General features: G+C 69.1%; 18 protein-coding genes. 8 read left to right on the plus strand and 10 right to left on the minus strand.

Annotated features, from left to right (window positions below; translation table 11 throughout):
* Window positions 1–115: 115 nt before the first annotated feature.
* The 5 genes from JRI60_RS07085 to JRI60_RS07105 all read left to right on the plus strand — a co-directional run bounded on the left by JRI60_RS07085 (window position 116) and on the right by JRI60_RS07105 (window position 3,920).
* Window positions 116–1,276, plus strand: coding sequence for a TIGR03118 family protein (locus tag JRI60_RS07085; RefSeq protein ID WP_204225084.1), 1,161 nt, complete (start codon window positions 116–118; stop codon window positions 1,274–1,276).
* Between the two features lie 85 nt (window positions 1,277–1,361).
* Window positions 1,362–2,708: a cytochrome P450 gene (locus JRI60_RS07090; protein WP_204225085.1), complete on the plus strand. Its 1,347-nt coding sequence runs from the start codon at window positions 1,362–1,364 to the stop codon at window positions 2,706–2,708.
* Window positions 2,709–2,794: 86 nt separating this feature from the next.
* On the plus strand, window positions 2,795–3,334 hold the full coding sequence (locus tag JRI60_RS07095; protein ID WP_204225086.1) for a Na+/H+ antiporter subunit E: 540 nt from the start codon (window positions 2,795–2,797) through the stop codon (window positions 3,332–3,334).
* Window positions 3,331–3,630, plus strand: a complete 300-nt coding sequence (locus tag JRI60_RS07100) for a monovalent cation/H+ antiporter complex subunit F (RefSeq protein ID WP_204225087.1) — start codon at window positions 3,331–3,333, stop codon at window positions 3,628–3,630. Before JRI60_RS07095 ends, JRI60_RS07100 begins: the two co-directional genes overlap by 4 nt.
* The gene (locus JRI60_RS07105; RefSeq protein ID WP_204225088.1) at window positions 3,627–3,920 is read left to right on the plus strand and encodes a cation:proton antiporter; all 294 of its coding nucleotides are present in this window, start codon (window positions 3,627–3,629) and stop codon (window positions 3,918–3,920) included. The genes JRI60_RS07100 and JRI60_RS07105 overlap by 4 nt, the downstream gene beginning before the upstream one ends.
* A 22-nt stretch (window positions 3,921–3,942) precedes the next feature.
* Here the strand turns inward: JRI60_RS07105 and JRI60_RS07110 are convergent, their stop codons facing one another.
* Window positions 3,943–4,143, minus strand: a complete 201-nt coding sequence (locus JRI60_RS07110; protein ID WP_204225089.1) for a hypothetical protein — start codon at window positions 4,141–4,143, stop codon at window positions 3,943–3,945.
* Between the two features lie 22 nt (window positions 4,144–4,165).
* Entirely contained in the window at window positions 4,166–5,167 is a 1,002-nt protein-coding gene (locus JRI60_RS07115; RefSeq protein WP_204225090.1) for a C39 family peptidase, read from the minus strand.
* Window positions 5,168–5,371: 204 nt separating this feature from the next.
* Between JRI60_RS07115 and JRI60_RS07120 the strand changes: the two genes are divergently transcribed.
* Together JRI60_RS07120 and JRI60_RS07125 are read left to right on the plus strand one after the other, a co-directional pair.
* Window positions 5,372–5,986, plus strand: coding sequence for a hypothetical protein (locus tag JRI60_RS07120; RefSeq protein WP_204225091.1), 615 nt, complete (start codon window positions 5,372–5,374; stop codon window positions 5,984–5,986).
* A 149-nt stretch (window positions 5,987–6,135) separates the two neighbouring features.
* Window positions 6,136–6,555, plus strand: coding sequence for a hypothetical protein (locus JRI60_RS07125; protein ID WP_204225092.1), 420 nt, complete (start codon window positions 6,136–6,138; stop codon window positions 6,553–6,555).
* Window positions 6,556–6,578: 23 nt separating this feature from the next.
* On the opposite strand, the gene JRI60_RS07130 is transcribed toward JRI60_RS07125, so the two are convergent.
* From JRI60_RS07130 to JRI60_RS07150, 5 genes are all read right to left on the minus strand, one after another.
* Entirely contained in the window at window positions 6,579–7,391 is an 813-nt protein-coding gene (locus JRI60_RS07130) for an aldo/keto reductase (protein WP_204225093.1), read from the minus strand.
* On the minus strand, window positions 7,388–7,723 hold the full coding sequence (locus tag JRI60_RS07135; RefSeq protein ID WP_204225094.1) for a TerB family tellurite resistance protein: 336 nt from the start codon (window positions 7,721–7,723) through the stop codon (window positions 7,388–7,390). The genes JRI60_RS07130 and JRI60_RS07135 overlap by 4 nt, the downstream gene beginning before the upstream one ends.
* Before the next feature lie 75 nt (window positions 7,724–7,798).
* Window positions 7,799–8,599: an energy transducer TonB gene (locus JRI60_RS07140; RefSeq protein WP_204225095.1), complete on the minus strand. Its 801-nt coding sequence runs from the start codon at window positions 8,597–8,599 to the stop codon at window positions 7,799–7,801.
* Between the two features lie 17 nt (window positions 8,600–8,616).
* Window positions 8,617–9,051 (minus strand): ExbD/TolR family protein, encoded by a 435-nt coding sequence (locus tag JRI60_RS07145; RefSeq protein WP_204225096.1) that lies wholly within the window; start codon window positions 9,049–9,051, stop codon window positions 8,617–8,619.
* A gap of 3 nt (window positions 9,052–9,054) precedes the next feature.
* Window positions 9,055–9,771, minus strand: coding sequence for a MotA/TolQ/ExbB proton channel family protein (locus JRI60_RS07150; protein WP_204225097.1), 717 nt, complete (start codon window positions 9,769–9,771; stop codon window positions 9,055–9,057).
* A gap of 592 nt (window positions 9,772–10,363) precedes the next feature.
* On the opposite strand from JRI60_RS07150, the gene JRI60_RS07155 reads away from it, so the two are divergent.
* A complete protein-coding gene (locus JRI60_RS07155) occupies window positions 10,364–12,625 on the plus strand; it encodes a M4 family metallopeptidase (RefSeq protein WP_204225098.1) in 2,262 nt (753 codons plus the stop codon).
* A gap of 597 nt (window positions 12,626–13,222) precedes the next feature.
* On the opposite strand, the gene JRI60_RS07160 is transcribed toward JRI60_RS07155, so the two are convergent.
* The 3 genes from JRI60_RS07160 to JRI60_RS07170 are packed head-to-tail and all read right to left on the minus strand — an operon-like array spanning window position 13,223 to window position 19,805.
* Complete coding sequence (locus JRI60_RS07160) at window positions 13,223–15,607, minus strand: DUF4215 domain-containing protein (RefSeq protein ID WP_204225099.1); 2,385 nt, start codon at window positions 15,605–15,607, stop codon at window positions 13,223–13,225.
* An 8-nt stretch (window positions 15,608–15,615) separates the two neighbouring features.
* On the minus strand, window positions 15,616–16,827 hold the full coding sequence (locus JRI60_RS07165; RefSeq protein ID WP_204225100.1) for a carboxypeptidase-like regulatory domain-containing protein: 1,212 nt from the start codon (window positions 16,825–16,827) through the stop codon (window positions 15,616–15,618).
* 20 nt (window positions 16,828–16,847) lie between these two features.
* Complete coding sequence (locus JRI60_RS07170; protein WP_204225101.1) at window positions 16,848–19,805, minus strand: serine/threonine-protein kinase; 2,958 nt, start codon at window positions 19,803–19,805, stop codon at window positions 16,848–16,850.
* Between the last annotated feature and the right edge of the window lie 141 nt (window positions 19,806–19,946).

Genomic DNA, 19,946 nt, shown 5'->3' on the forward strand with positions numbered 1-19,946 from the left:
TGTCACCTCTCCCTCCAGGCCCTCGGCCACCGGGGTGGGTTGTCGCTCCCTGGGTGTACCCCCAGGTTCCGTGCGACGAGGCCGTCGTCCTGATGGCCTCTGGAGGGGGGAACACATGACGACTTCATCCCATCACCTGGCGTGGCGGAGCCATGCGCTGGCGCTGGCGCTCGCGCTCGCGGCCCTCGCCGTGCCCGCGGCGAGCCACGCCGAGAACTCCTGCCGCAAGCGCAATGCCTACGCGCAGCGCAACCTCGTCTCCGATGGCGCCGTGCCGGCGGAGCACGTCGATCCGAACCTGGTCAACCCGTGGGGCATCGCGTTCAACCCCTTCGGGGCCGTGTGGGTCTCCGACAACGCGACGGGCCTCTCGACGCTCTATGACGGCAACGGTGTTCCCCAGTCCCTCGTCGTCTCCATCCCGACGCCTCCTGGCGACACGGGCCCGGGCAACCCGACTGGCATCGTCTTCAATGGCTCCGACCAGTTCGTCGTCTCCTCGGGGGGACGCTCCGGTCCCAGCCGCTTCATCTTCGCCAGTGAGAACGGCTCCATCTCGGGCTGGTCTCCCGCCGTCGACCTCACCCACGCCATCCTCGTCGTGGACAACTCCAGGTCCGGTGCCGTCTACAAGGGCCTCGCCCTCGCGGGCACTGGCACGGGGCTCTTCCTGTACGCCACGGATTTCCGCAACGGGAAGATCGACGTCTTCAACAGCGCGTTCGCGCCGGTCACGCTCCCGGGTGCCTTCGCGGACCCGTCCATTCCCCGGGGCTTCGCGCCCTTCGGCATCCAGAACATCAACGGCAGCCTCTACGTCACCTACGCGAAGCAGGACGAGGACAAGGAGGACGATGTGGCCGGCAGGGGGCTCGGCTTCATCAACGTCTTCGACGCGAACGGACGCCTCATCAAGCGCCTCACCTCGCGCGGCAAGCTCAATGCGCCGTGGGGGCTGGCCCTGGCGCCGGCCAGCTTTGGCAAGTTCGCCAACCGCCTGCTGGTGGGCAACTTCGGTGATGGCCTCATCAATGTCTATGATCCCGTGACGGGCCACTGGGAGGGCCGGCTGGAGCGGCCCGACGGGAGCCACGTCCGGATCGACGGTCTGTGGGGGCTGAGCTTCGGCAATGGCGTGCTGAACCAGCCCACCGACACGCTGTTCTTCACTGCGGGACCGGAGGATGAGGAGCACGGGCTGTACGGCCGGCTCGATCTGGTACGGGGCAACTGCCATGAGCTCGCCCCGGCCGACGACGAGGACACGATGGAGTGAGGACCCCGACACTGTCGCCGCGTCTCGAGTCCAGGCCCGGGAGTTCCGCTTGCTCCCGGGCCGCGCGGCGCCCAAGCTCGAGCGCATGAGCGCACCGCGAGAGCAGCTTCCCCCTGGTCCCCGAGGCATGCCCGTGCTCGGGACCCTGCTCGATTACGCGAAGGATCCGCTGGCCTTCATCACGCGGTGTGTCCGCGAGCATGGCGACGTGGTGTACTTCGACTTCCTGGGCCAGCCCACGTTCTCGCTCCAGAAACCGGAACACATCGAGCACGTGCTCGTCTCCCGGCACCGGCACTACATCAAGGACAAGCTCCAGCGCCGGCTGCTGGGGGAGCGTCTGCTGGGCAACGGGTTGCTCATCAGCGAGGGGGATTTCTGGCTGCGGCAGCGGCGGCTCATGCAGCCCGCCTTCCACCGCCAGCGCCTCGCCGCCTACGGGCGGGTGATGGTCGAGCACTCCCAGCGCCAGCTCGCATCCTGGCGGGACGGCGAGGTTCGCGACGTCTACCCGGACATGCTGCGGCTCACGCTCGGCATCGCCGTCAAATGTCTGTTCGACCTGGAGATGGAGGGCGAGGCGGAGTCCGTGGGCCCGTCGATCGCCCGGGTGATGGAGCACTTCGCCAGGATGCAGTCCCTGCTGCTGCCCGACTGGCTGCCCACGCCGGAGAACCTCGGCTACCGGGCGGCGGTGGACCGGCTGGACGCGCTCGTCTCCAGCCTCGTCCAGCGGCGGCGCGAGACGGGCACGGACGCGGGGGATCTGCTGTCGCTGCTGCTCCAGGTCCAGGACGAGGACGGGAGCCGGATGAGCGACCAGCAGATCCGCGATGAGGTGCTGACGCTGGTGCTCGCGGGCCACGAGACCACGGCCATCACCCTGGCCTTCTGCTGGCACCTGCTGGCCCGGCACCCGGAGGCGCAGGCGGCGCTGCACCGGGAGCTGGACTCGGTGCTGGGGGGACGGGCCCCCACGGTGGAGGACCTGCCCGCGCTGACCTTCACCGAGCACGTGGTGAAGGAGTCCCTGCGACTCTACCCGCCCGCGTGGTCGCTCAGCCGCGAGGCGCTGGAGGACGATGAGGTCGACGGCTGGCGCATCCGCGCGGGGGCGATGGTGGTGATGAATCCCTGGACGGTGCACCGGGACGCGCGCTTCTACGAGGAGCCCGAGGCCTTCCGTCCCCAGCGCTGGGCGGGTGGGTTGGAGCAGCGCCTGCCGCGCTTCGCGTGGTTCCCCTTCGGCGGAGGTCCGCGGCTGTGCATCGGCGTGGGCTTCGCGCTGATGGAGGCCCGGCTGGTACTGGCCTCGCTGGCCCAACGGTTCCGGTTCGAGCGGGTGCCCGACGACGAGGTGCAGCTGCTGCCGTCCATCACCCTGCGGCCGAAGCACGGGGTGAAGGTGCGGCTGCGCTCGCGCGCCGTGTAGTGGACGGTGCACTGCCCTCGCGGGTGATGGCCGCTCTGGCCGGCAATCCAGACACATACGGACCACCCCCATCGAGGCGCCGTTCCATGCTGAACGTTCGCGCGAGCCGTCCCCTGTTGGACGGCCGTTCCGCGGTGCTGTTCACACGTCTGGGCCTGCTGTCCGTGTTATGGGCCGCCCTCGTCGAGGGAAACCCCGAGGGGCTCGTCATGGGCCTGCTGGTGGTGCCCCTGGCCGCCTGGGGGAGTCTCGTCCTCGAGCCTCCCGGTGGTATGCGAGTGAACCCGCTGGAGCTGGTCCGACTCCTGCCCCTGTGCATGTGGCTGGCGCTTCGGGGTGGACTCGACGTGGCCCGCCGCGCGCTCCACCCCCGGTTGCCGCTCTCCCCGGGCCGGTTGGAGGTGCGCAGCCGGGTGCCGCGAGGCCCCGCGCGTCTCTTCCTCAACAGCGTGGTGAGCTTCATGCCCGGCACGCTCTCGGTGGAGGCGGAGGGGGACACCCTCTGTCTGCACCTGTTGGACGCGAGCCCCGAGTCGAGGGCCGCCTCGCTCACCCTGCTTCGCCAGCTGGAGGCGCGCGTGGTGCGCGTCTTCGGTCTTCCCCCGCCGCCACGAGGTCTGCCATGAGCCTGTTCTTCGCCGGAGTGGTCGTGCTCCTGGCCCTCACCGTGCTGAGCGTCCTGTCGTGGTGGGTGCGCGCGTCCACCTCCCATGAGCGCGTGCTGGCCGCCACCTTCTCCGGCTCGTTGGGCGTGGCCCTGCTGCTGCTGCTGGCGGAGGTCGCGGAGGTGTCGGTGCTCAGGGACGCGGCGCTCGTGCTCGCGGTGCTGGGCGCCGTGACCGTCTCCACCACCGCCTCGCGTCCCCAGGTGCCGCGCTCCCAGGCCACGCGTCCCGGCGTCGCGGAGGAGCGCGCGCGATGAATCCGCTCGACCTGCTCTCCTCCGTGCTCGTGGGGCTGGGGTGCTGCTTCTTCTTCGTGGGCGCGCTGGGGCTGGTGCGCTTCCCCGATGCCCTCAGCCGCCTGAACGCCGTGTCCAAGGCGGCCTCCGCCGGCCTGGGGTTCACGGTGCTGGGACTGCTGCTCCGGGCGGACTCCGTCTTCACCGCCCTGAAGCTGCTGTTCATCTGGGGCATCATGCTGGTGGCCTGTGCCACCAGCGGTCAGCTCGTGGGCCGCTCCGCGGTACGCGAGGAGCGGCGCGGACGCTGAGGCCCGGGACGGGCCCCTCGCGTCACTTCTTCGGCTCTCCCACGCCCTTCATGTCGATGGGACCCTGGGAGGGGCCGAGGGGAATCGCGCACGGGTTGCACATCCAGAAGCGCAGGATCATCCCGTTGGAGCCCTTGGCGTCGTACCAGGCGCCAAACACCTGGGGTGCCGCCTCACGCTTGCAGGTGAGGCAGACCTCTTTCTTCGCGTTCGTCTGAGCCATGTCCCAAACCTAGAGGAGTGGCTCAGCCGATCGCAACCTGGTGGCCACCGGCCGGATGCGAGCCGAGGAAGTGGGCCATCTGCTCCGGGGAGACGGCGCGCACGTTCGGGTCGGCCGGGTCGCGCACGAGGAAGTTGCCGTTGGCGTCCATGCCCGTGACGGTCACGAAGTGGCCGGAGGTGCGGCTCTCATCCTGGTGCGGCGGCATGGCGTGGAAGTCGCCGAGCGCGACGACCTGCTTGCCCTGGCGCAGCTGGTCCACCATCCACGACGTGTCCGTGCCCTGGTTGATTTGAGCGTTCTTGCCCATGGCGTTGGCCATGGCGACGATGCCGTTGACGTTGGTGCCCTCGGAGGAGTTCGTCCCGCCGATCTGGCCCAGGTGGTTGATGAGCTGGGCGTCGGTCATCCCGGCGCCGAAGCCCATGTCCCGGGCGATCATCGCCATGGCGGTGGGGCCGCAGTTCATGGCGCCGTTGGTGTAGCTGCCATCGGCACCGGACGGGCTGAGCTGGTTGATGTAGGGCACGTCATGGCCCACCGCGTGCTGCCCGTTGGTGAGGGGGGCGGCGCCGGAGGCACCCGACACCCCCGAGCCCGGGCCGATCGACGAGGGCCCACCGAGGCTCGGGCCGGAGCGCGTCGAGGCCGGGGTGAAGGTGCTGTCGCCGTTGATGCCGCCGGGGCTGGGCAGGCGCACCTGCTGGCCGGCCTGCAGCTTGCCGTCCTTGCTCCCGGGATTGAGCGACTTCAGCTGGTTGAGGATCTCCTCCTCCGAGCCCGGGAACCCGAGCATCTTGAGCAGCTTGGACAGCAGCTCGAGGGTGTCCTCCTTGTCCGCCTTGAACTTGCCCTGCGCATCGCCCGCGCCGTTCTTTCCCCCGAGCGCCTCCGCCAGCTTCGACAGCATCTTCTCGAGCTTGCCGAGCTCGTTCTTCGGGTTCGGAGCGTCGACCTTGTTGCCGAGAGCCCGGGCCAGGCCGCCGTGGACATTGGAGAGGGAAGAGCGGGAGATGATGGACATGGGGGGACCTCGTGACTCTCGGAATCGAGTGGGCTGTGGAATTGTCGGTGTGGGTAGGTGAAAGGTTGCCTCCCGATGATTTCTTCCTGATTTCCGACCTCATTTTTCTGGGGGGGGGGCCGCCGTTCCCGGCCGGACCGATATGTCCCTCGCGGGCCGGGCGTTCTCCGGGATGTCTCCAGCCATGGAAACCGGAGGGCTGCCATGTCGCGTCTGATGCTGCTGTCGGGTCTCATCCTCCTGGGAGTGGGGTGCGCGAGCACCGGCTCCACCGCTGCTCGCGCCGGCGAACCGGCGATGTCCCTGGGGCAGCCCGCGGGCGAGCCGTTGAGGATTCAAGGCCAGTCCATCACCGGCCCCACCTCGTCGCTGCTCATCTCCGAGGGGTTCATGCGCGGCCGCTTCCGCGACAAGCCGGTGTCGCTGGCGTGGGACTACCAGGAGCTCACCGGCGTGGTGGGCAGCCAGGGCACGCGGCTGGAGCTCGCCGAGGGGGACGACATGCGCGTCTGGGGCAGCTTCGCGGGCGCGTCGGTGGACATCGTCCTGAACGAGGACTGGCTGTATGGCCACGTCGCGGGCTGCGGCTATGCGATGAAGCGTGATGCGCGGGGCTTCGTGGGCCGGCGCATCTGTGGCGGCCCGCTGGAGCCGGACTTCCACGTGGCCTTCCCCCAGGCCCTGCTGGAGCGGCCGCTCGGCGAGAAGGCGGCGCTGATGACGCTCATGCTCGTCAACCATACGAGCACGTACTCGCCCTCGGTCTCCCTGGACCGCTTCACCCGGCCGCGCAACATCACCGCGTCCAGGGCCCCCTGAGCGTGGCCGCTCCCGGGGCAGGCGGGCCCCAGCAGCCCGTTCTTCCTTCGTGAGAAAGCCCGGCGGAGGGTTGGGTTCGCCGCTGTACGATGCGCACGGTCCTGGCGGGAGACACTCCGCCTCTCACCCCGACATCGTACAGGGACGACATGGTCGACTTTCGCAACTTCATCGGACGCGGCACCACGGCGGGCACGAAGCTCAACGTCCTCGCGCAGGTCATCTTCTTCGTGAACGTGGGCAGCGGCGAGTTCCTCGACGTGGGCGCCACCCAGGCCGCCTTCAAGGGGAAGATCGACACGGTCTTCTACAAGGGGGACCTGTCACTCACGCTGAAGCTGCACGAGGACGGCACGGCCGAGGTCAGCCTCAACGGCAACAAGGCGCCGCAGGCCACGTACACCGCCAGCGGCAACAAGCTGACCGTCGAGGCGAAGTTCGGCAGCCGCACGCAGGTCATCACCTTCGAGCAGGGCGGCAAGGGCAACGTGGAGACGTACCTGAGCGTGACGGGCTCGCAGAACATCACCGTGCACCTGGCGCCCTCCTCGAAGCCGGCCGTGGCCTGAGCGCGCCCCGCGTCCCCGGCGCCTCAGCCGTGGACGACCTGGCCGAAGCGCCGCATCCACTCCATCTCCTCGGAGGAGAGCGGGCCCTTCTCCAGCGCGGCGAGGTTCTCATCCAGCTGCGCGAGGCTCGCGGGGCCGTTGAGCACCACATCCACGTGGGGGTTGGAGAGGCAGAAGCGGTAGCAGTCGCCCGCGGTGGGCACCGGCCCCTCCCATCCGCTGGGTCGCTTGAGCAGCTTGCGCCAGTCGGTGGCGGTGTAGGCCACGATGGCGGGCTTGCGCTTCTCCAGGTGCGGGAAGATGTCGCGCTCGGCGCCCGGGTGCGCCGCGTTGTAGCGGATCATCAACACGTCCAGGGGCGAGTCCTCGGCGAGGCGGCCCGCGCGCGGGCGGTCATGGATGGAGACGCCGAGGGCGCGCACCTTGCCCTCCTGCTTGAGCTTCACCAGCTCCTCGACGGTGCCCTCGGTCCAGGCGCTCATCCGGCTCAGCCAGTAGAGCTGGTAGAGGTCCAGGTAGTCGACGCCGAGCACCTTGAGGGCGCGCTCGGCGCCGCGGCGCACCTGGCCGGGGAACCAGCCGAAGCTGGGGCCGGCGGAGATGACGAAGCGCTCGCGGTCACGCTTGAGGGCCTCGCGCAGCACGCGGGTGAAGCGGCCCTGGCGCGGGGTCCAGAAGATGTAGTTGAGCCCGCGCTCCAGCGCGGCGGACAGGCCGGCCTCGTCGATGCCGTAGTTGCCAGTGAGGCCCAGCCGGTGGACGCGCTTGCCGAAGGCGGGGACGTGACGCCAGGTGAAGTCCCGCGACGCGGTGGACGGCTGGGGGGCGGCGCTCATGGGGTGCTCCCGCTCAGCCGGGCGGTGATGCGTTCGAGCAGGGCCTTCTCCCCCTCGGCGAGCTTGCCGTCGGAGACGCACAGGGCGCGCGTGGCCTCCAGCACGTCGTCCGGGCGGGTGCGCAGCACCTCCAGGTCCGGCTCGGGCATGGTGCCACCGGCCTTGAGCTTGTCCATGAGGGTGTGCAGCTCTCCCTCGGGCACGTTCCAGCTGCGGCCCAGGCCCAGGATGACCAGACGCTCGGCCTGGGTGAGCTCCCGGTCGACCCATGCGACCTGCAGCAACAGCTTGATGACCTCGATGTTGAAGCGGTCCTCGGTGGAGAGCGTCATCCGTCGTCCTCGGCGGGGGGATGGGCGGGACTCTACACCGGCGCCGCCGAGGACGAGGAGGGGAGGGGTCCGGCTTCAGTCCAGTAGGAACGTGTACGAGTACTTCATCTCCGTGGAGACGGGCTCGCCGTTCTTGACGGCCGGCTTGAAGCGGAAGCGCAGCAGGGCCTCGCGCGCCGCCTCGTCCAGGCCATAGCCCAGGCCCTTGACTACGGAGGCCTTCACCACGCGGCCCTCGTTGTCGATGGTGATGGAGAGCGTCACCGTGCCCTCGATGCCCGCGCGCCGGGCCTCGTCGGGGTAGGGAATCTTCACCTCGGAGGCCACGGAGGGCTCCGTGTCCACCTGGTACACCGGCACGTACTTGGGTGCCGAGTAGGCTTTGACTTCCTTGGGGTCCGTCGCCTTGTCCCCCGTCTTTCCATAGACGGTGTTGCCCACCGGGGCGGCGAAGCCACCGGCGCTCGTGGTGGAGGACATGGAGATGCCCACCACCAGGGGCACTGGCTTGGAGGGCTGCTCGGGCGGAGGCGCGTCGTTGGGAGGCGGGGGCGCCGCGTCCGGCGGAGGCGGCGGGGGCGGCTTCTCCGCCTGGGCCACCTTCACGGGCGGGGGCTTGGGCACCACCTTCGGCTTGGGCGGCTCCGGCTTGGGCTCCTCCTTGGGAGGCGGCGGGGGCGGAGGCGGCTTCTGGACCTCCACCATCACCAGCTCCACGGGGCGCTGCACGGGGGGCGGCGTGCGCTCGGCCATCCGGGACAGCAGCGTGAAGCCCACGCCGTGCACCATGAGGGACACGAGCAGGAACAACAGCACCGCGCGCGACGACTGGTCGCGGCGGTCCGGTATCGGGTTGTCGAGCGCGGCCTGGCTCATGGCCTTGGGGACACCCTTCAGGGCGCCGCGGGTGCGGCCGCGGGCGCGACGTCCTTCTCGATGTTGAGCGCGAACTTGGCGATGCCCTCACCCTTCACCACGTCGATGAGCCGCATCACCCGTCCGTACGGCAGGCTCTGGTCCGCGCTGATGATGGCGCGCGTCTCCTTGTCCTTCGCCAGGGACTCGACCACCTTGCGCCGCAGCTCGTCCTCGCCCACCTCGGCGCCGTCGAAGAAGAGCTTGCCCTGCTTGTCCAGCACCACGTTGACGAGCCCCTGTACCGTCTCGCCGCCATTGGCCGCCCGGGGCAGGTCCACCTCCACCGTCTCGCGGACGATGAAGTTGGCCGTCACCATGAAGATGATGAGCAGCACCAGCACCACGTCCACCAGCGGGGTGACGTTGATGCCGGTGATCTCCTCGTCGTTGTCCTGCGCGCCGCCCGCCATGGCTTAACGCGCCTCCCCGGACGCCACGGCGCGGGGAGCGCCCTCGCTCCGGCCCTGGGCGCGCAGGCTGCCCACCAGCGCATGGCCCAGCGCGGTGGTGCGCGAGGTGAGCGTCTTGAGCTGGCGGTTGAAGACGTTGAAGGCCACCACCGCGGGGATGGCGACCGCGAGGCCCACCGCCGTGGCCACGAGCGCCTCGGAGATGCCCGCCATCACCGTCTGCTGGATGGCGGCGCCCTTGGCGCCCATGTTGCCCAGGTCGTGGAAGGCCTTGATGATGCCGAGCACCGTGCCGAACAGGCCGATGAAGGGGGCGTTGTTGCCCAGCGTGCCCAGGAAGGACAGGTAGCGCTCGTACTGGGGACGCTCGCGCGCCACCGTGGAGGCGATCACCTGCTCCACCGTGTCCGCTCCCTGCTCCACCGAGGCCAGCGCCTCGCGCAGCACCGCCGCCTCCATGCCCTTGCGGTTGGCCACCGCGCTGCGCACCGCCTCCAGCTCGCCCCGGGCCAGCCGCACGGCCAGCTTCTCGGAGTCGGGCAGCCGGTGCGTGGCGAAGTACACGGCCCGCTCCAGCATCAGCGCGATGGAGAGCACCGACAGGACCACGAGCACCCACAGCACCCACTCGGCGCTGGTGAGTGTCACGCCGAGCAGCTTGCGGCTGAGCCAACCGACCTGCTCGTTGCCCATCTGGGCCAGGAGAACAAAGGACGTCATGGAGACCTGCGAGAGAGTTGAGGGGGGGAGAAGCGCCCCGGGGTAACGCTGACGCGACGCTTCCATTCTTCCCCGGCGACTGCAAAGTCAAATGAAACAGGGGAACTGGCGCTCGTCTTCCCGGCCGCTGGACGACAGCATCCACCGCCTCGTTCTCGGCTTCCGCGAGTCCAAGAGCCACGCGCCACCTCCCGGAGCCGGCGCGCTTCCAGGAGGTACTTCACGCTCGCCTGGAACGTGGATACGCTTCGAGTCCGGGAATGCCAGGAATGCCCGAGCGTTCACCATCTGACCCGGCATGACCCTCCGGGGTCGTTTGGGTGCAAAATGACCCGCTCGCCTTGGGGTGTCCTGAATCAGGACAGTCGTTCTGGATAGAGGAAACGCCCTGTTTTCATGGGGTTGAAGGACGGTTTGTCACGTTGCGTTACAAATGCTGGTGCGGGATTGAGACATCCATGCACCAGGGTCACAATCCCGTAACCTGGGAGTAGATGGATTTACGCGCCTTTAGGGAACGGCATGCATCCTGCTCAAAGCAGGGCGCGGCTGCGGTGGCATCCCCGTCACCGGCCAGCAGGAGGTTTCCCCCTTGGTTCGTAACCGGATTCTGACCGCGCTCCTCGCCCTGCCCCTCGCGGCGTGCGGCGTGGAGGGCTCGAACGAGACGCTGCCGGAGAACAACGACGGCATTGGCACCCTGTCTTCGTCGGACGTGAAGTCCGCCCTGAGCGCCATCCCCGGCGCCGAGGTTCTCGGCAAGCACGAGGACGGAGTGATTCCCTTCTTCGTGAAGGGTGACTTCGGCACCACGGGCCAGTCGCTGCGGGGCCTGGCGGCCCGTGACGTGAGCGCCCAGATGGGCGACGCGCTCACCCGCATCGCTCCCATCTTCCGCCTGCAGGCGGCGGATCTGGTGGTGCGCAGCACCCGCCTGGACGAGCAGGGCCACACCCACGTGCGCTATGCCCAGACGAAGAACGGGCTGCGGGTGGTGGGCGATGAGCTCGTCGTGCACGTGGACGCCGAGGGCCGCGTGTACGCGGTCAACGGCACGGCCCGCGATGGCGAGAACGTGCCGGCCGTGGCGCGCATCTCCCGCGAGGCCGCTACCCAGTCCGCCCTGCGCAACACCGAGGGCACCGGGCTGGCCGCCGAGAGCGCCCAGCTGGTCTACTTCCGCAACGAGCTCGGCCGGCTCCAGCTGGCCTACGATGTGGTGGTGACGGGCGAGGGCGCGCTGCTGCCCGTGCGTGACCACGTCTTCGTGAGCGCGCGCGATGGCTCCGTCCTCGGCCGCGACACGGACATCCACACCGCGCTCAACCGCAAGGTGTACAGCGCCAACAACGGCTCCAGCACCCCGGGCACGCTCAAGCGCTCCGAGGGCCAGGCGGCCACGGGCGACGCCCACGTCGACGGCAACTATGACAAGCTGGGTGGCACGTACGACTGTTACAAGAACAACTTCGGCCGCGACTCGTTCGACAACGCGGGCGCCACGCTCATCAGCACGGTCCACTACAGCAGCAACTACGTGAACGCCTACTGGGACGGCACCCAGATGGTGTACGGCGATGGCAACGGCACGGACTCGGGCATGCTGGGTCTGTCCGCGGACGTGACCACGCACGAGCTCACCCACGCGGTGACCGAGCACGAGTCCAACCTCACCTACTCGGGTGAGTCCGGCGGCCTCAACGAGGCGATGAGCGACATCTTCGGCGCCTACTGCGAGAGCTACGCCTCGGGCACCTGGGCCACCACCAACGCGGTGTTCATGGTCGGCGACGACATCTGGACGCCCGCCACCCCGAACGACGCGCTCCGCTACATGTACGACCCGGCCAAGGACGGCGTGTCGCTCGACTACTGGACGAGCAGCGCCGGCAGCAAGGACGTGCACTACAGCTCGGGTATCGCCAACCTGGCCTTCACGCTGCTCTCCAAGGGCGGCACGCACCCGCGCGGCAAGTCGACCACGGTGGTGACGGGCATCGGCGTGCAGAAGGCGGGCGCCGTCTTCTACAAGGCCAACGTGGACCTGATGACGCCCAGCACGACCTTCGCCCAGGCGAGGACGTACATGGAGAGCGCCGCGACGACGCTCTACGGCGCTGGCTCGGCGGAGCTGGCGGCGGTGACGGCGGCCTGGCAGGCCGTGGGCGTGGGCTCTGGCACGACCCCGCCGCCCAGCTGCACGACGACGGTGGTGCTCACCAACGGCGGGACGGTGACGGGCATCTCGGCCTCCGCTGACACCTGGAGCTGCACCTACACGCTGGCGGTGCCCGCGGGCTCCACCAACCTGAAGTTCGACCTGAGCGGTGGCACGGGTGACGGCGACATGTACGTGAAGTTCGGCTCCGCGCCGACCAGCTCCTCGTACGACTGCCGTCCGTACGCGGGCGGCAACACGGAGAGCTGCTCCTTCGCCTCCCCGCAGACCGGCACCTACTACGTGAAGATCTACGGCTACTCGGCCGCCTCGGGCATGAGCCTGAAGGGCGCGTACACCTCGGGTGGCACCGGCGGCGGCAGCGTGCTGACCAGCGGCGTGGAGTCGGCCCAGTACTCGGGCGCCTCGGCCTCGTGGAAGTGCTTCACGCTGGACGTGCCGGCCGGGAAGACCTCGGTGGTCTTCACGCAGACGGGCAAGACGGGCACCTCGGGTGACGCGGACCTGTACGTGAAGCAGGGCTCGCAGCCCACCACCAGCTCCTACGCCTGCCGTCCGTACCTGAGCGGCAACAACGAGACCTGCACCATCAGCGCCCCGGCCGCCGGCACCTGGTACGCCTGCTCCTACGGCTACAGCACGTACGCCAACGTGACGATGAAGGGCACCTACTAGCCCTCGGCTGAAGCAGTGAAGTCCTGACGCCCGGGAGCCCATGTGGCCCCCGGGCGTCTTCTTTTTGGGGTGCCTGGTGGAGTGTCCACGAAATTCTTGGACATCGTCGCGGAGTAGAGAGGGTTGGCTTCCTGGCGCGAGTTCAAGCAACTGGTCCGATGGTCGGACCAGTTCGAGCCGAGTGCGGCCGGAAGGCCCTCTCTCGCTGGCAGGACCACCGCCGACGATGTCCAAAAACTTCGCGGACAGTTCACTAGCATGGGCCCGAAGCGCCGCCCGAGGCCGCGGGGGGTCCATGCGCGGTGATGACATGACGTGGCGCAGATGCTCGTGGAGGACGGGGTCCCCACCCGGAGGAAGCCCACCTCGCGCTCGAACGGGCGATGCCGGGGAGAAGGGGCGACGCCGGGGCGGCGGAGCAGGTGGAGCGAGCGGTAAGCGGAGGCCGTGGTCGCGGCGGGCGGCCCGGCGGGGCGGCGAGGAAGCCTTCGCGCCGTCATCATGCGGTGGGTGCACGAAACGAAACCGCCGGCCACGTCCTGGCTCACTCTCTCGAGGAGCGCCAGGCCGCGCCGGCGGCTTCATCCCGGCTCGGTGCTACGGAGCAGGAGCCGGAGGCGTGGCGCAGGTGTTGTCCACGCACTCCAGGCCGCGCTCGCAGTCCGCGTCAGCCGTGCACTTCGTGCCTTCCGAGCAGTCGTAGCCTCCGCCGTTCTTCATCCCGTTCACCTTGAAGTTGCTGTCCTGGACCGTCTCGGTCATGGCCTGGTTGCCGATGGACCCCTCCAGCTTGTGGGTGAGGGTCACGACGTTCCCACTGGACGTGGCCTTGATCTCGAAGGGGTCGGTCACCCCATTGATGGCGGTCACGATGCCCAGGGCGATCTGATCCGACGGCGTGTTGTTCGAGACGGGGACGGGGACCCGGGAGCTGTTGTGGCTGCTGTTCCTGTCGAACTCGAAGGTGATGGGCGGGTTGATGCCGTCGCTGATGGTGAACGTCTGGCCATCCTGGATGCCGGAGCTCGCCACGGCGGTGATGGTGCCGGTGGCGTACGCGAGCGTCTTCGTCTTGCAGTCGGAGCTGCAGGTGCCGCAGGCGCTGATGTTGCCGTCGTCACACATCTCGTTGGCCGGGTTCGTGTCCTTCACTCCATCTCCGCAGACGTTGCCCTTGAGCACCAGGACCGTCTTGCAGTCCGAATCACACTGGTTGCAGTCCGAAACACCGTACCTGCACGCGGTCTCCTTGAGGGTGTTGCCGTCGTCGCAGACCTCGTTGGCCGGATCCAGGTCCTTCGAGCCGTCACCGCAGACGTTGCCCTTGAGGTTCGGCAGGGGCGTCTTGCAGTCCGCGGAGCACTTGTTGCAGGTCGCGGTGCCGTAGGGGCAATTGATCTCGGTCGTGGTGTTGCCGTCGTCGCAGGCCTCGTTGGCCGGACTCGGATCCTTCGAGCCGTCACCGCAGACGTTGCCCTGGAGGTTCAGCAGGGGCGTCTTGCAGTCCGCGGAGCACTTGTCGCAGGTCGCGGTGCCATAGGGGCAACTGGTCTCGGTCGTGGTGTTGCCGTCGTCGCAGGCCTCGGGGTGCGCGGGGCCGGAGACATTGACGATGGTATCGCCGCAGACGTTGGGCTGGCACGTGTCGAGACAGTCGTCATCGCTCCGGGTGTTGCCGTCGTCGCACTTCTCGCCCCTGTAGATGTTGACGAGATGGTCACCGCAGAGCGCCGGCGTGCAGTCGGGGTCGCAAGTGGGCGAGGTCGGACCTTCGTCGCACACCTCGTTGGCCGCCGTGTTGAGGAACCTGTCGCCGCAAGCGGCGGGGGTGCAGTCGGCGTTGCACGTCGCGGTGTTCCGAGCCCCCGTATCGCACACCTCGCCTCGGACGGGGTTGACCCGGTTGTCACCGCAGTAGGCGATGGTGCAGTCGCTGTCGCAGCTGGTGGTGTCACCGCCGCCGACGATGTCGCACTGCTCATGGGCGGTGGTGTTCACGATGCCATCGCCGCAGGCGGCCGCGGTGCAGTTGCTGTTGCACGTCTCCGATTCGCCGCCCGTGTCGCACTGCTCCCCGGCCGTCCGGTTCAGGATGGAGTCGCCGCAGCGGCGCAGCGTGCAGTTGGCGTTGCAGGTGGCCGACTCGCCCTTGGCGTCGCACTCCTCTTCCGGGTCGCGGACGCCGTTGCCGCAACCCTCGCTCGAGCGGCAGTCGGCGCTGCAGTTGTCGCCGCTCATGTTGTTGCCGTCGTCACAGACCTCGCCGCGGATGTCGTCGATGATGTTGTTGCCGCACGTCTCGTCGGACCGGCAGTCGGCGCTGCAGTCGTCGCCGCTCACGTTGTTGCCGTCGTCGCACACCTCGCCCTTGGCGGTGTCCGTGAAGCCATTGCCGCACGTCTCGTTCGACTTGCAGTTGCCGCTGCAGCCATCACCGCTCTCGTTGTTGCCGTCGTCACAGACTTCGCCCTTGGCGGTGTCGATGATGGCGTTGCCGCACACCTCGGCGGACAGACAGTCGGCGCTGCAGTTGTCGCCCGAGCGCGTGTTGCCGTCGTCGCACACCTCGCCCACGGCCGTGTCCACGACGCTGTTGCCACACACCTCGTTGGACCGGCAGTCGGAGCTGCAGTCGTCTCCGCTCTCGGTGTTGCCATCGTCGCACTTCTCACCGGCGGCGATGTCCACCACCTTGTTGCCGCAGATCTCGTTCGACGTGCAGGTGCGGCTACACCCATCACCGTCGACGATGTTGCCGTCGTCACAGACCTCGCCGGCCTGGATGATGCCGTCGCCACAGTCGGTCTTGAGGCAGACCTCCTGTTTGGCGGCGCACTTCTGGCCGGCGGGGCAATAGAGCCCCGAGGGGCAGGCCACGGTGGTGGGCTCGAAGCACGCGGAGAGGAGGGGAAGGGCCAGGAACACCAGCGCGAGCGTGGCGAGGTGGCCGGAGCGAACCAGGGAAAGAGGCTCTCGTCTCATCGTGGACCTCAGAAACGGAACGTGGCCAGCACGCCACCCGAACCACCGCCGAGGAGGGGTGTGACGCTCACCTTCTCCTTCTCCACGGGCTGGCTGGGGTCGTCGATGCGGTAGGGCTGGGGTTGATTGAGATAGACGAGCACCGCGCCGGTGATGAGCGCGGCTCCGCCCACGGCGTACCCGCCAATGGCGGCGTTCTGCAGCAGGTTGCCGCGGCTGAGCGTGGAGGCGAGATCCGGGGTCGGCTTGCAGCCGCCGCACTCCGTGATACCCGCGGAGAAGGCGTCGATGTTGTCGCGGGCCTGCAGGTGGACCCAGGCGCTGCCCGCCGCCGCGGCCACGCCCGCGCCCATCACCAGCCAGGGCATCGGGGCGGCCCACCTCCGGCGGTAGCGGATGAGCTCATCGGCCTTGAGCATCTTCATGTCCAGCGTCGTCGTCTCGCCGGGGAGGAGCGTGCGGCTCTGGTCAGTGGTCGCGTAGCCCTGCAGGGTCGCGACGATGCTGTGCGCGCCGGGCCGCACCAGCCCCGCGTAGCGCCCCGGTCCGGTGAACAGCGTCTGGCCGTCCATCGTCACGGTGGCCCCGGGCGTTTCACAGGTGATGTCCACCCGGGCGAGCTGCTTCTCGATGAGCGTCTTGTAGTTGCGGGCGTACTCGAACTTCTCCTTCTCGAGCGGATCCGGCCCATAGCGCAGCGCCGCCACCAGGTGCTCGTGCACCTCGATGGGCTGATCCAGGTTCATCAGCACCAGCGCCAGGTTGTAGTGGATGGCCGGATGGTCCCAGAGCGCGAGCGCCTTGCGGTACTTGTCGGCGGCCGGCACGAAGACGGACTCCTTGAGCAGGGTGTTGCCCTCCCGGAAGAGCTCGAGCGCGCTGTCCTGCTTCTCCTTCGGGACGCCCTTGGCCCAGGGGCGCTCGCGGAGCGGCTCGGCCGCGGTGTCCGCCGTGGGGGCATCGAGCGTGGAGGGCTGGGCGGCGACGGGTGGCTCGGCGGCGGGCAGCTCGGCGATGGGCGGCTCGGCGGCGGGCGGCTCCACGGCGTCGGGCTTCGGCTTGACCCGGGAGCGGCTCTTGGCGCCGGACTGCTTGACGGCGGCTGTCTTCGCGGAGCCCGTCCGTTGCCGGGCGCCGCTGGGGCGCTGGGCCTCCGCGGGCACCGCCCACAGCGTCAGGAGCGCCACCGATACGGCGAGAGCGATCTTGGACCTGTTCATCACCCTTCTCACGGCTCGTCTCACTTCAGGACCTCGATGACCGGACTGCCGAGCTGCGATTGCAGACGCTGGACGCGGTCCTGCTCGCGGCGCAGCAGGTTGGCGAGCTTCTCCGCGGCCTTGATGGCGTCCTCCTTGGCCAGGCGCGCCTCCTCGGCGCTCTGCTCGGCGCGCTTCTTGGCGCCCCTGGCGCGCATCTGCGCCTCCTGGGCCCGCTCGAGCGCGGCCAGCAGCTCGTTGTTGGTGCGCTCCACTTCGGCCCTGGCGGCCTCCGCCGCCTGCTGGGCCTGGCGCGCCTCCTCCTCCGCCTTCTGTCGCTCCAGCTCCTTGGCCTGCACCTCGGCCAGGCGCTGCTTGGCCTCCGCCTCGGCGGTGCGCGCCGTGGACTCGGCACTGCGCGCCGTCGCCTCGGCCGCCAGCGCGACCTTCGCCTGGCGCTCGGCTTCCCGCTGCGCGTTGCGGATGACCACCAGCGCCACCGCCGCGGCGATGACCAGCAGCCCCAGGAACGTCGTGGCGCCGATGAGCAGCGCCCGCCTCAGCCGCTTGCCCTTCTTCGCCTGGGAGAAGACCGCCTCGAGGAAGTCCTGCTGCAGCTGTGGCAGCTCCCCGCGATAGCGGCGCTGGAAGCGCTGCGCCTCCTCCACCATCTCTCCGCGCCACAGCAGGTTGCCGTCGAAGTTCTTCGCCTGCCACTGCCGGGCCGCGTTGCGCAGCTGCTCCAGGAAGCCCGCGTCCTCCTGGCCCTCGTCCAGCCAGCGGCGCAGCGTGGGCCAGCTGTGCAGGAGCGACTCGTGGACGATCTCCACCGTCGCGCCCGTGGCACCGCCTCCCGTCTGCACGACGAGCAGACGCGCCTGGACGAGGTGGTCGATGAGCCGCTGCATCTCCCCCGTGTCCTTCGTCAGCTCGCGCAGCTCGTCCAGGGACACGATGGCGCGCGTGCGCTCCGGGGTGACGAGGCGCAGGAAGAGCGCGCGCACCAGCGTGCGCTCCTGCGTGGACAGCGAGGCCAGCACGCTGTCGGCGTGGGTGGCGAGCGCGCCCACGATGCCGCCAATGGACTTGTAGGCGCTCTGGGTGAGCAGCCTGCGCTTGGAGTCGCGGGCCTCCCACAGCTGGGTGGCGGCGAACTGCAGCAGCGGCAGCGCGCCCTGGGTGGCCTCCAGGTGCTCCAGCATGTCGTCGATGACGCCCGTGCTCTCGAACTGGTAGCCGGCCATCTCCGCCGGCTGCACCAGCGCGTCGCGCAGGCCCTCGCGGTTGGGCGAGGAGAGGAAGTAGAGGCCCTGGCTCAGCTCGGCCATGAAGCGCTCGTCCTCCGGCACCCGGTCCAGGAAGTCCGAGCGGATGGAGAGCACCACGCGGATGGGCGACGTCGCGTCGTCGGCGATGCCGGACAGGCACGCGGTGAAGGCCAGGCGCTCCCGGGCGTCCGGCACCAGGGTGTAGAGCTCCTCGAACTGGTCGACGAAGAGCAGGATCCTGCGGCGCTCGCGCCGGGCGCGGCTGCGCAGCACGCTGCCCACGTAGCCGGGCTCGGCGTACAGGCGCTCGACGAGCCGCTGCTGCTCGTGGATGTCCTCCTCGATGGTCGTCGAGGAGCTCATGAGCGGCGCCACGATGTTGGCCAGGGCGGCCAGCGGGTTGCGGCCGGGGCGGATGACGAGCGACTCCCAGGCCTTGCCGGAGCGCTTGAGGACCGGCACCAGGCCGGCGCGCACGAACGAGGACTTGCCCGCGCCCGAGGGGCCCACCACCGCCAGCAGCGGCCGGTCCTGGACGCGGTTGACCAGGGCGGCGATCTCCCGGGTGCGGCCGAAGAAGCGGTCCGCGTCGGCCTCCTGGAAGGAGCTGAGGCCGGCGTAGGGGCTCTCGTCGATGCGCAGCTCGCGGCTGATGCGCCCCGGCAGGAAGGGCTCCAGGGCGCGCAGCAGCGATTGCGCGTCCGGGAACCGCTCGTCCTTGCGCTTGAGCAGGCAGCGGTCGATGACGGCGGCCAGCTCCGGCGGCACCTCCGGCACCATCGTCTGCAGGCGCGGCATCGCCTCGTCGAGCATCGCCGTGACCATGAGCTGCGGGCCACGCAGCGGATCCAACGGATGCTTCCCGGCGATCATCCGGAACAGCATGATGCCCACGGCCCAGATGTCCGTCCGGTGGTCGATGGGCACGCCGATGCCCCACTGCTCCGGGGACATGTACGCCATGGTGCCCATGATGGCGCCGCGGCGGGTGAGGTTGGAGACGTCCTCACCGAGCTCCGCGATGTTGGGCAGGCGGGGCTGTCCGCCCGGCGCGGGGGCCTCCTGGTCGTCGCCCTGCAGCACCTTGGCGATGCCGAAGTCGAGCACCTTGATGCCGCCGGTGTCCGTGACGACGATGTTCTCGGGCTTGAGGTCGCGGTGGACGATGCCCTGCTCGTGAGCGCAGGCCAGGGCCCGCACCACCGGAACCATCAGCTCCACCGCTCGCGCGGGCGGCAGGCGCTGGCCGCCCATGAGCTTCGTCAGCGGCTGGCCCTGGAGGAACTCCAGCACCATGAACGGGCCGGCCTGGGACTCACCGACCTCGTAGATGATGACGATGTTCTCGTGGCTGCAGCGCGCGGTGGCCCGGGCCTCGAGGATGAAGCGCTTGGTGAGGTCCGCGTCCTGGGTGTGCAGGAACTTGATGGCCACGCGGCGGCCCAGCCGCGTGTCGCGCGCGAGGAAGACGGTGCCCATGCCGCCGCTGCCCAGCTCGCGGATGAGCTCGTAGTGCTGGATGCGCGCGCCGGGCTTGAGCCCGTTCTCCGGCCCGAGGGAGGCCGTGTCCTCGAACGTGGGGCCCGTGGAGCTTCCCGAGGGACCATCCCACGTGTTGGGCTGGGAGCGCTCCTCCACCGGGGCGGGAGGATTGAAGAGCGACTCCACGTCGGCGGCCTGCGTCCGCTCGTCGAGGTCTCCGCTCACGGCTGCCACTTGGTTGTTCTTCATGTGCGGCCACGTTCCCTACGAAGCATTCACGAACCGGGGGGAACACGAGAGGGCGCCGGCAACTCCTCCGGAACACGGAGCTTCCGCTCCCATCCTCTTTTTTCCTCACCAGTGTCCATGATCATACATGGACGCGGGAGA

It is taken from the genome of Archangium violaceum (assembly GCF_016887565.1).
GTDB lineage: Bacteria > Myxococcota > Myxococcia > Myxococcales > Myxococcaceae > Archangium > Archangium violaceum_B.

Excerpts from the sequence above, each read along its gene's own strand:
- JRI60_RS07085 (WP_204225084.1), top strand. The coding sequence starts at position 116 with ATGACGACTTCATCCCATCACCTGGCGTGGCGGAGCCATGCGCTGGCG.
- JRI60_RS07090 (WP_204225085.1), top strand. The coding sequence starts at position 1,362 with ATGAGCGCACCGCGAGAGCAGCTTCCCCCTGGTCCCCGAGGCATGCCC.
- JRI60_RS07095 (WP_204225086.1), top strand. The coding sequence starts at position 2,795 with ATGCTGAACGTTCGCGCGAGCCGTCCCCTGTTGGACGGCCGTTCCGCG.
- JRI60_RS07100 (WP_204225087.1), top strand. The coding sequence starts at position 3,331 with ATGAGCCTGTTCTTCGCCGGAGTGGTCGTGCTCCTGGCCCTCACCGTG.
- JRI60_RS07105 (WP_204225088.1), top strand. The coding sequence starts at position 3,627 with ATGAATCCGCTCGACCTGCTCTCCTCCGTGCTCGTGGGGCTGGGGTGC.
- JRI60_RS07110 (WP_204225089.1), bottom strand. The coding sequence starts at position 4,143 with ATGGCTCAGACGAACGCGAAGAAAGAGGTCTGCCTCACCTGCAAGCGT.
- JRI60_RS07115 (WP_204225090.1), bottom strand. The coding sequence starts at position 5,167 with ATGTCCATCATCTCCCGCTCTTCCCTCTCCAATGTCCACGGCGGCCTG.
- JRI60_RS07120 (WP_204225091.1), top strand. The coding sequence starts at position 5,372 with ATGTCGCGTCTGATGCTGCTGTCGGGTCTCATCCTCCTGGGAGTGGGG.
- JRI60_RS07125 (WP_204225092.1), top strand. The coding sequence starts at position 6,136 with ATGGTCGACTTTCGCAACTTCATCGGACGCGGCACCACGGCGGGCACG.
- JRI60_RS07130 (WP_204225093.1), bottom strand. The coding sequence starts at position 7,391 with ATGAGCGCCGCCCCCCAGCCGTCCACCGCGTCGCGGGACTTCACCTGG.
- JRI60_RS07135 (WP_204225094.1), bottom strand. The coding sequence starts at position 7,723 with ATGACGCTCTCCACCGAGGACCGCTTCAACATCGAGGTCATCAAGCTG.
- JRI60_RS07140 (WP_204225095.1), bottom strand. The coding sequence starts at position 8,599 with ATGAGCCAGGCCGCGCTCGACAACCCGATACCGGACCGCCGCGACCAG.
- JRI60_RS07145 (WP_204225096.1), bottom strand. The coding sequence starts at position 9,051 with ATGGCGGGCGGCGCGCAGGACAACGACGAGGAGATCACCGGCATCAAC.
- JRI60_RS07150 (WP_204225097.1), bottom strand. The coding sequence starts at position 9,771 with ATGACGTCCTTTGTTCTCCTGGCCCAGATGGGCAACGAGCAGGTCGGT.
- JRI60_RS07160 (WP_204225099.1), bottom strand. The coding sequence starts at position 15,607 with ATGAGACGAGAGCCTCTTTCCCTGGTTCGCTCCGGCCACCTCGCCACG.
- JRI60_RS07165 (WP_204225100.1), bottom strand. The coding sequence starts at position 16,827 with ATGAACAGGTCCAAGATCGCTCTCGCCGTATCGGTGGCGCTCCTGACG.
- JRI60_RS07170 (WP_204225101.1), bottom strand. The coding sequence starts at position 19,805 with ATGAAGAACAACCAAGTGGCAGCCGTGAGCGGAGACCTCGACGAGCGG.